Raw genomic sequence first — 9,474 nt, 5'->3', positions numbered from 1 at the left:
TACTAAAAGTAGTTTTGTGTAAAATGATGATTTTTCATTATTTTTACTTAACGTTAGATCAGCTAATAAATTAGGGCTTTACTAAGTTCTTTTAAAATAGAATTTGGTAAAGCCCTATGGTTTTTAAAAAAATTTTTTTTGTAAAAAACTTGTAAAAAAATAGTTTTTGCTATATCTTTATATATAAGAAAAATCTAATGTTAGGGGATATAAATGCAAAACTTAAACAATAATCCACAAGAAATTAATCAAACATATAAACAATCCAATTTTATTGGTTTTGAAAATTTTATAGAACTTGAAAATCAAGTTAGTCAAACTAAAGAAAAAAGCAAATTAAGTAAGATAGGCAAAAAATTACCTAAAATAGGCAGTAAAGAATGTTTTAAATTCGACCGAAATCTTGATTTTAGCCTGCAGAGAAACAAACTTGATAGATAAGGTGCTAGTGAATTAGGAAATATTCTTATTGGTGGCGTAGGGCTAAAAGATTTAATGGTAAATAGAGTGCTTAAATATTTTGGTATAAGTATGCCTTTTGAAGAGAATTTATATATGCTTAAGGGCAAAGAGTTAGAAAATTTAGGATTTAGAGAATTTATAAAGGCATACGGTGATAATATTGCGGTTTTGTATAAAAATAAATATGCCAATGGTGTTGATAAATATAATTATTTCAAAAAAATGGAAAATTCAAAAACTTTAGTGGGCTCAACAATTGACGGTTGGCTTATTAATAATAATGGTGATTTAGAACTTTTAGAAATTAAAAGTAGCGATTCTAATTATATGAGTAGTGCTATTGAAGAGTACAATAAAAATGGCAATTTCTTGAGTAGCAAGTATTTTTTCAAATACTATGTGCAGGCGCAAATGCAACTAGCATGTACTGGACTTGAGAATTGTAATTTATTCTTTTTAATAGGCGCTGCGCCGGTTAATTGTAAGATAAAAAGAAATAATTCTTTAATATCAAAAGTGCTTAATTTTGTTCTTAAATGTGAAAGGGAAGTTTTCAATATAAGAACCGAAATTGTTAAAAACAATCAGGTTAAGTTATTAATATCCAACAATATTGATAATGATACGTTTAATAAGCTTGTTGAAGAGATTGAAGAGTTGGTAGTAAAGAGTGATTTTTATCAATCTGGAGTTGAGTTTGATTGGATAAATGAATTTGTAGAGTATGTTGAGTGTGTAGACCTTGAGATTAAAACCGAGCAGTCTGCTATAAATCTTGAGTGTTCTCTTTTTGAAATTAAAAATTTAAAAGCAGAGCTGAACAAAATTCAAAATGAAAACAAAAAAAAAGAAAAACCTATTAAAGAGCTACTCAAAATTAAAATTGATGAAATTATGCGTAAATATCCACTTATCAATCATGTAAATTATAAATTTAAAGAATTTGTATTCAATTATGACCCTAATAAAAGGGCTATATCAGATAGATTAAAGGGCCTATTACCAATAAGTGAAAAAGTATTTTTTTTTAACAATATGGCGTTTTCAAATAGTTCCCGTGTCCCTATTCAACGGGGACACGGGAAAAAAATTGCCAAAGAAAATTGGTTGGTATAGATTATATGTCAAAAATAAAGATATTCATCATTTAAGCTTAACTATGTGACTTATAAACCAATACTATCCTTTACGCACTCATACGCTTGAATTTTACTTGCAGAAGATAGTCCATAAATATTATCAATTTCATATGTTGAAGAGTATTTCATAAGTTCTTTTATTTGAAAAGAATTGTAGCCGCTAGCTTTTAAATTGAAAATAAACAAATTTCTACATAAATGGAGTGATTTATTGGCCCTAAAACCCCACCTTCTAAGTAACTTTTTGAATTTTTTAGCAATATGGTCAATGTTAATTCGATTATCTTTAAATCTATGTTTGGTTTTTTGAAAAAAATACGTACGACTTGTATTAAGATTTTTTTCTTTAAAATAATCTTCATGCACTTTTTGAATAGCATTAAATTCTTTTGAATTTATAACAAATTCTCTAACACAAGTATTAATTCTTTTTTTTACTACATTTACTTTTATGTTGTATAAAGTTTTTCCGGTTTTGCTTAAAAAGGATGAAATATCTTGCATTTTTACTTTTTGCAGCTCGGCGCCCCTACACCCACTTATTACCAGTAAATGTACAAACCAACCAGATATTGGGTCAATTTTTTTTAAGGTTTTAACACATTTTTTAATTAATTGATTGGTTTTTGGATTTAAGTACAGTTTAGCGGGGGGTTTAGAATTTTCTTGTTTATTTTCAGTTGATTTTTTTATACTGCTTTTTAAGGTTTTATTTTTACCTATTATTTGTAGTATTTTTTGATAATCTTCATGAATCTTAAGTAACGCTTGTGCAGTGTTTTTTTTAAAATCTAGATAATCATTAATTTCCATTTTTTAACTCCACTTTTAAATCAAACAAAATTAAATATCAAAATAAAATAATATCAATTTATATTAATTTTACATCAAATTTTATCAAGAATTACCAATATTAGTCAAACTAAAAAAGTTTTAATTGTATGCAAAATTCGGGCTAGAATAACTGTAATAAGCAAAAAAGCAATTTTTAAGCGAACATAAATGTAGCTACATAAACGTTATTCTAAATATAACAAAAACTTTAAAATGAAGTGATAGAATATATTGCATTTATATATTTTTGACTCTATCTTTGATAGATACTGTAGGGTGTACCCTATAAAACAAAAATATTTTTGTGGATTTTAATACTAATTTTTTGTTGAAATCTATAAAATTTGAAATAATCTCCATATAAAGACTAATAAAACTGGTTATTAATTAGTTTTGTTAGTTTATTGCAGTAATACGGCAAGAAAAAATCAATAAAAATTAAAACTAATTTTGATTTTATTTCCTAGGCCCAAATTATTAAGTTTTACGCATCCAAAATATACGCACAGTAAAAATTATTAACCCCCAATAAGATTGTTTATTTTGTCTATTTTTAGCCCTACAAGCGACACAAATTTCGTCATAATTTTTAATTAATCTCTTGTAAGAAAAACACTGTATATCAGAATTAAAATATCTGGTCAAAATTAATTCTTCAAACAAAAAGAATTTGTTTTTATTTAGTGGTTTTTGTTAATTTTTACTATCTTTGTGAGGGTAAATTTGCAGTGGTTTTTTTTAAATCAAATAAAGATTGATGTATGCAAAATTGACTATATTCTAGGCGTTAGTAACAAATTAATAAAAATTACGTTGAATTACAATTCAAATTATAGAAAAAACTAGTAAAGTATTTTTAAGCAGAAGTGCCGTTCAATAAATTAAAAATTTAGGCTATAAGGTGGCTAAAATAGCAAGAAGTTGGGATATTAAGGGTATTACACGGCTTATAGTATATACTACGTCTAATATATATAAAAAACTCAAAAATTTGTTTTGTATGCCATTTATAATTCGTTTTAAAGAAGATAATTTTTATGATGGAGAATTCTAAAAAATTTCTTTGGTATTACATTTGCAGTTTGTTAAAATGTAACACCACAATGTAATAAGATTAATTTTTTATAGATTTAAAAAATTAAAATTTAATTGTTTCAAAAACAATTAAACCGTTTCTTGAATTATTTTTAATTTTGTATTTTAAAAAAACATATTGTAATTATATATCTTTGATTTACTTTTTAAAATTTGGAGAGAGTTCATGAAAAATAAAATGTTTATTTTTTATGTTTTTGTTGTACTTATAAATTCTTGTAAAATGCATTTTGGAACAATAGACAAGCAAACAACTTCTTGTAAAATTCATAAAAAGACAAAAAATGAGCTACTAATGTCTTGTATTCATAGATATGAGCGTCAAGGACTCATAATTAGCAATTTAGAAAATTAATGCTAGTTGTTCATACAAAATTTGGGGGTTTTTCTAATGTCAAATATTAACAAATATAATTTAAATTCATATGATAAAAAAAATCTTTCACAAATTAATATTTATAATAATGTAGAAAATATAAAAAAAGAAATATCCAATATAAAAGAAAATATCGTAAAAGATACTTCACTCCTAGATAATAAAATTTTAAATTTAGAGATTCAAATGACGGACTTAGAAAATGATATAAAAGACATTAAAAAAGAATTTTATAAAACTAAAGCGCTTATAAATACAATATTTCAAGAATACTATACAAAAAGTATTCTTGTTTTGATTACAATCATACCCTTTATCACCACTATTTTTAGTAGTATTGTTTTATGGATAATTACTAAGTTTAGCAAATAGTACATAAATTTATAAATTCGGGCCTACTTAGTAATTATCCCTTTCTAGATAACGCTAAAATAAATAGTTCTAATATTAACTGCACTATATAAAATAATTTAACAATAAATATTGCTATTTATATATCCTTATAAAGATAAAAAATGAATTTACAAATTAGAAAAAGAAATAAAAGTCATAACTGAACTTCGTGCTATGAATATAGATAGTGAATTTACAAGTCACTATAAACTTAATTTTCCTTTAGAAGAGATAAGCCGTAAAATACGAGACTATTTTTCAAAAAAAAATAAAAATTTTTAACAAAAATTTTTTTATAAAATCATGCTCCTTATAGTAAAAAGTATCTATAATATTATTGTATATACCCTTATATTTACAAAAATGGGTTTTGGTAAAAAACAATATTTTTTCACAATTAAAATTGTGTTATTTGGGGGTTATACGTGAAATGATAGATATAAAAAAAAAATTAAAGTTACTAGAAGCCAACGTAGAAAATAACATAAATCTGGCGCTAAATGCCGTAAACAAAATAGAAACACTAGAAAAGAATATAAATCTTACAATAAATATTGTAAATCGCAAAATGGAAATTTTAGAAAAAAATTTAAATAAAAAAATAGATAATTTAATTTCCAGGATAGATACTTTAGAAAAGAATTTTAATAAAAAATAGATAGTGTGAACTATTATTTTTATAATCTTTGATTTAGATATATAATAATTCACCAATAAGTTAATATTTCCCTAAATAAGGGAAATATTGGTATTAATCTAAATTATTACAATAAAAATATATAATCAAATTGTCTTTCTTCTTTTAACATGCAAAAAAATTTTAATACACTTGTTTCATAAATGGACTCTTTATCAAGCATAAATTTTTCAAACTTATTTAGATCATCCAATTTATTAGTCTTATTGAAATAATCTTTTAAAATTTTTGCCCAATATTCTATGCTTTTAAGCTTTAAATCTTTTTCAAAAATATTATCTAAAACATCATCATTATCAACACATAACGCCCTTATTAAGGCCTTTATATTACTTTTTTCTGTATCTTCATTTACCCAATTTTTTATATTAAATAACGCGTTTCTAAAAATTTCATAGTAATAAGATTTTCCAATTTTCAACTTTTTATTAAAGTTTTTTATTTGATTTTGATTTATGTCTTTTTTTTGTTCTTGATTAACACTAACTTGTTTGCTAGACATAGTAGAATTTTCATTTTTATAACCATTGTTGTTTATAGGCGCTGCATCAGTGTCCACTTCACTTCTTATGTTAAGATATGCAACTAAAGCGTATCTTTTGAAATAAGTAATTGATGAGCCCACAAGTTGTGGCGTTGTATTAACATTTTTAGAACCATTTTCATTGTTCCATTTTAAATTTTCTGTAAGTATTGGTGTATAAAATGAGTCTTTATACCCAGTATTTGTACTATAAAATGTAGTTCTAACAATATGAACTCTACCATACGGATCGTATGTAAAAGTTGGAAATTGCTTAAAATCAAGTTGTAAATTGTGTTTTTCAATAACGTTATAAATTTCTTCTACTATATCATTGAAATTCTGATATTTATAGCCATATCCTTTAAGATTTTTCTCAATCCCTGATAAGTTCATCCTTAGGGTTTTCATATCACTTATAAAGTGAATTTCTGCTTGATTAATTTCTTGTGGATTATTGTTTAAGTTTTGCATTTATATCTCCTAACATTAGATTTTTCTTATATATAAAGATATAGCAAAAACTATTTTTTAACAAGGTTTTTTGCAAAAATTTTATAAAAAAGGTAAAAAAAATATTTATTAAGTAATAATTGAGGATTATAATGGATTTTTTTGTATGAATAAACTTATGTAAAGTTTATAGCAAGAATAACATTTAGATAAGTTACAATAAATAATATAACAAGAGTAAAGTATTACTTTATACTAAGTGAACTATATATTATATTCATAAAATTCTAAAATTATACTTTCAGTTTTTCATATTTCTTCATAAGTCTATTAAGAAACTCTTTTTGATTTTCAAAAATTTCGTCCATCATAAAACTGGTAAATTTAGCATTTTTTTTGTAAAAATCATAACTTTCTTGCTTTTTAAGTTGAAACCTTAAAGGTTTTATTAAATTTTGCTTAGATTTTTTAATTTTTTCCGAATTACTATTTCTTAAAAAGATTATAGTCTCCTTAATACCATTTTCTAATAAGAAAGGCTCTTCTATAACACCATTTTCTATAGCTTGTGCTATTCTTAAATAACAATAAGTTTGAGTTTTAGCTAATTTATAATCTTTTATAAAGGAATTAAAATTTTTATAACCATCTAATTTATAATATTCATTATCTTTAATTTCTTTCAAAATTTTCATATTTTCTATCTTAGAGTAAACCCCTTGTTGTAAATTAGATTTTAACTGTGTTTTTAACGTATTATAATGTTCTATTACTTCTTCTTTATTATTTAAATTTTTTTTTGTTTCTTCCTTTGCTATTATTCTGTCGTTTATCTTTATTCCTAAACTCATAATTAAAACCCCCACTTGTATTTTTAATATAAAATCACTACTTTTTTTATATTTATTTACTATTAATTAGTACGCCCGGCGCACTAATTTCTTGTTTTTGCATTAAAATGCTTTAAAATATTAACATACTCCTTTATATAATCTCTATCTAAATCAAAATCATCATTTTTAGCAATTCTTCTATTTAAATCTTCTCGTTCTGATATAATGCCTAAAAACCTTGAATTTTTTTGTAATATTGCCAATAAATCTTTATGGGTTTTATTTTTTTTAAATTTTGTTGCAAATAAAAATATTTTCAAATTTAACTTTAATTTATTTATAAAAAATTCTAGTAGTTGCAAACTTTCAATAGCCCACTTTTCTGCAGCCATTGGCACCATAATATGTTCGCTAATAACTAAAGCATTGGATAATGTAGAATCTAAATGGGGATTGGTATCAATTATTATATAATCATAATTAAATTTTAAATATTTGAGGCTATTTTTTAATCTATGTGTTTTATAAGGTAAAATCTCTTCACTAAACTCGTGTAAACTTAAATAGCTTGGCAATAAATCAAGCCTATTATTTACATTGATGATTGAATCATTTATTAAATAATTTGATTTTAAAACCCCATATATATTCTTCTTAAGTAAATCAAATTTATTCTCTATTATTTTTTTATTAAAATAACTAGTAATAGATGCTTGAGTATCCATATCTATTAAAAGTACCTTATATTTTTGGGCTAGCAAGATTGAAAATATTATTGAACTTGTACTTTTGCCAACACCGCCCTTGATATTGGCTATTGTTATTATTTTAGATTTTTTAAAATCCATTTTATAATTAGCCCTTCACTAGAATATTTTTTATTGTAAAATTCGTATACATGTTTTTCTAAATTTAAAAATCTTTCAACAAGTGCTTTATTATACTGCGTATCTATCTTTTCTTTTTTTAATAGACGCCTTATATCCTTTATATAGCAAAAAACACTGCCGGTTTTAAATCTAAATTCTATGTAATATGCTTTTGAAAATGTATATGCTTTTTTAACCCCGTCTAATTTATACTGTACAAGAATATTTTTTATTGGTTTTTTATAACCATAAAAAATCCCCAAAAATTTATCCCCTTCTTGTATAGGATATAGATAAAGATTTTGAATTTTTGATTCATTGAATAAGTCTTTAAAAAGAACTATACATCTTTGTTTTTTATCACTTACTACTTTATGAATTTCCTTTAGTATTTTTGTATGATAAATATTTCTATCATTTTTTTTTTCTTTCATTATAAAAATACTTGTTTTATGAAAGTCAAATTTCCGTTCTTCTGTTTTTGTAGTTTTCAATAAATTCTCCATATTTAATCCTTATATAGCTTTTCTGTCCAATTCCTTTAAATTAAATAAACTTTTTTGATCTTTTATTAGCTCTAATAATTCATAATAATATGTGCCAAATACTTTTTTGTATTCTATTTTATTTTTGTTATTCAGATAAGTTTTTACAATTGGCTTTAGAAATTCAATATTTGCCTTTTCTTTTAGTTGTTCAATGAGAATATTATAAATGTTTGTTTTTATATTCTCATAATCTTTTTGTGGATTTTCTTTTTTCAATTCAATTGATTTTTCTAATTTACGTTTTATAGTACTTAAATCATTGTATTTATGATATTCAATAATAAAATGCGGCTTATTTTTGTAATTTTCATATGTTTTTTGGAAATTTATTTTTAATTGTTTGGCATTGTATCCTTTTTTTTCTAATTGTTTTTTGGTATTTTCTAGAATTTCTTTTAATTTGTTTTGTTTTTCTTTAAAGCAAGATTTATTTAGATTTATATTTTTACCTTTTATTAGTTTAATCTCAATTCTTTTTACAGTTTTAAGTATTTTAATTTTCTCATTTTTACTAATATCTAAATTTAAAACAATAGGAAGAAATTCTTTACAGTAAAATTTACATTTATTGGCATATTTTATTATTTGAAATTTTTCTATCTTCTTTTTTCTTTCTTTTTCTTCTTTTATATTATTATTTTTATTACTTAAACACCCCCCCAACTCTACACTACCCTTTTTAGTAAATTTATCTTTAAGGTGGTTATTAACCCTAGATGTAAATCTAGCGTGTTTTTTTTCTTGAAAGTATTTATTTATCTTTGTATGACACTCTTTTTTAGAAAAATTAAGTTGATAGTATATTTCAGTCCCAAAATTCACCCCCATGTGTTTGTAGTAGTTTGTTGTAACTTTTATTTCTTTTTGCAATTTATAAAGATATTTTTGCATTGTTCTTAATGTAGTGGTAGTTTGACCATTTCGTTTTAGATTCTCATTAAAGTAATAGAGTATGTTTTTTTGGGTATATTTTTGATATTTGGTGTTTATGTACTTAAGTGTTGAAATAAGAACTATTAATTTATGTTGTAATTTATTATAACAAGGTGTTTTTTTACTGGTTTTGTTAACATTAGATAAATTTTTCATTTATAGCTCCTTGAACGTTAGATTGAACTCTATTAGAAATATGTATATCACAATTTTGATTTAAAAGTAAATGTTTTTTTTTAAAAATACAAAAATTTTTTGTGAATTACATAGATTGTGGTGTTGTATAAATAAAAATTGATTTTAATTGACAAGTAAAGTA

General features: G+C 23.4%; 10 protein-coding genes and 1 pseudogene. 5 read left to right on the top strand and 6 right to left on the bottom strand.

The features are described 5' to 3' along the window. Nucleotides 1-213 precede the first annotated feature (213 nt). A pseudogene (locus BVAVS116_RS05395) lies at nt 214-1,578 on the top strand (DUF244 domain-containing protein). A 50-nt stretch (nt 1,579-1,628) separates the two neighbouring features. On the opposite strand, the gene BVAVS116_RS05390 reads toward BVAVS116_RS05395, so the two are convergent. Then, nucleotides 1,629-2,414, bottom strand: coding sequence for a site-specific integrase (locus tag BVAVS116_RS05390; RefSeq protein WP_012664777.1), 786 nt, complete (start codon nt 2,412-2,414; stop codon nt 1,629-1,631). 1,282 nt (nt 2,415-3,696) lie between these two features. On the opposite strand from BVAVS116_RS05390, the gene BVAVS116_RS05385 reads away from it, so the two are divergent. From BVAVS116_RS05385 to BVAVS116_RS05375, 4 genes are all read left to right on the top strand, one after another. Continuing rightward, nucleotides 3,697-3,885 carry a hypothetical protein gene (locus tag BVAVS116_RS05385; RefSeq protein ID WP_012664775.1) on the top strand — a complete coding sequence of 63 codons (189 nt, stop codon included), beginning with the start codon at nt 3,697-3,699 and terminating at the stop codon, nt 3,883-3,885. A 36-nt stretch (nt 3,886-3,921) separates the two neighbouring features. Continuing rightward, on the top strand, nt 3,922-4,278 hold the full coding sequence (locus tag BVAVS116_RS05380; RefSeq protein ID WP_051008164.1) for a hypothetical protein: 357 nt from the start codon (nt 3,922-3,924) through the stop codon (nt 4,276-4,278). A gap of 147 nt (nt 4,279-4,425) precedes the next feature. Next, nucleotides 4,426-4,581 (top strand): plasmid maintenance protein, encoded by a 156-nt coding sequence (locus tag BVAVS116_RS06915; RefSeq protein ID WP_210366452.1) that lies wholly within the window; start codon nt 4,426-4,428, stop codon nt 4,579-4,581. A gap of 148 nt (nt 4,582-4,729) precedes the next feature. Then, entirely contained in the window at nt 4,730-4,957 is a 228-nt protein-coding gene (locus BVAVS116_RS05375) for a hypothetical protein (protein WP_051008163.1), read from the top strand. 106 nt (nt 4,958-5,063) lie between these two features. On the opposite strand, the gene BVAVS116_RS05370 is transcribed toward BVAVS116_RS05375, so the two are convergent. The 5 genes from BVAVS116_RS05370 to BVAVS116_RS05350 all read right to left on the bottom strand — a co-directional run bounded on the left by BVAVS116_RS05370 (nt 5,064) and on the right by BVAVS116_RS05350 (nt 9,311). Then, nucleotides 5,064-5,993, bottom strand: coding sequence for an ERF family protein (locus BVAVS116_RS05370; protein ID WP_012664772.1), 930 nt, complete (start codon nt 5,991-5,993; stop codon nt 5,064-5,066). A 272-nt stretch (nt 5,994-6,265) separates the two neighbouring features. After that, entirely contained in the window at nt 6,266-6,823 is a 558-nt protein-coding gene (locus tag BVAVS116_RS05365; protein ID WP_012664771.1) for a chromosome replication/partitioning protein, read from the bottom strand. Between the two features lie 83 nt (nt 6,824-6,906). Continuing rightward, on the bottom strand, nt 6,907-7,653 hold the full coding sequence (locus BVAVS116_RS05360) for a ParA family protein (protein ID WP_012664770.1): 747 nt from the start codon (nt 7,651-7,653) through the stop codon (nt 6,907-6,909). Further along, nucleotides 7,629-8,180 (bottom strand): DUF226 domain-containing protein, encoded by a 552-nt coding sequence (locus BVAVS116_RS05355; RefSeq protein ID WP_012664769.1) that lies wholly within the window; start codon nt 8,178-8,180, stop codon nt 7,629-7,631. The genes BVAVS116_RS05360 and BVAVS116_RS05355 overlap by 25 nt, the downstream gene beginning before the upstream one ends. Before the next feature lie 9 nt (nt 8,181-8,189). Further along, complete coding sequence (locus BVAVS116_RS05350) at nt 8,190-9,311, bottom strand: plasmid maintenance protein (RefSeq protein ID WP_012664768.1); 1,122 nt, start codon at nt 9,309-9,311, stop codon at nt 8,190-8,192. Nucleotides 9,312-9,474 lie beyond the last annotated feature (163 nt).

It is taken from the genome of Borreliella valaisiana VS116 (genome assembly GCF_000170955.2).
In the GTDB taxonomy this organism is placed as follows: Bacteria; Spirochaetota; Spirochaetia; order Borreliales; family Borreliaceae; genus Borreliella; species Borreliella valaisiana.
Note: the sequence above shows the minus strand (reverse complement) of the source record. Positions and strands in the feature narration are given on the sequence as shown.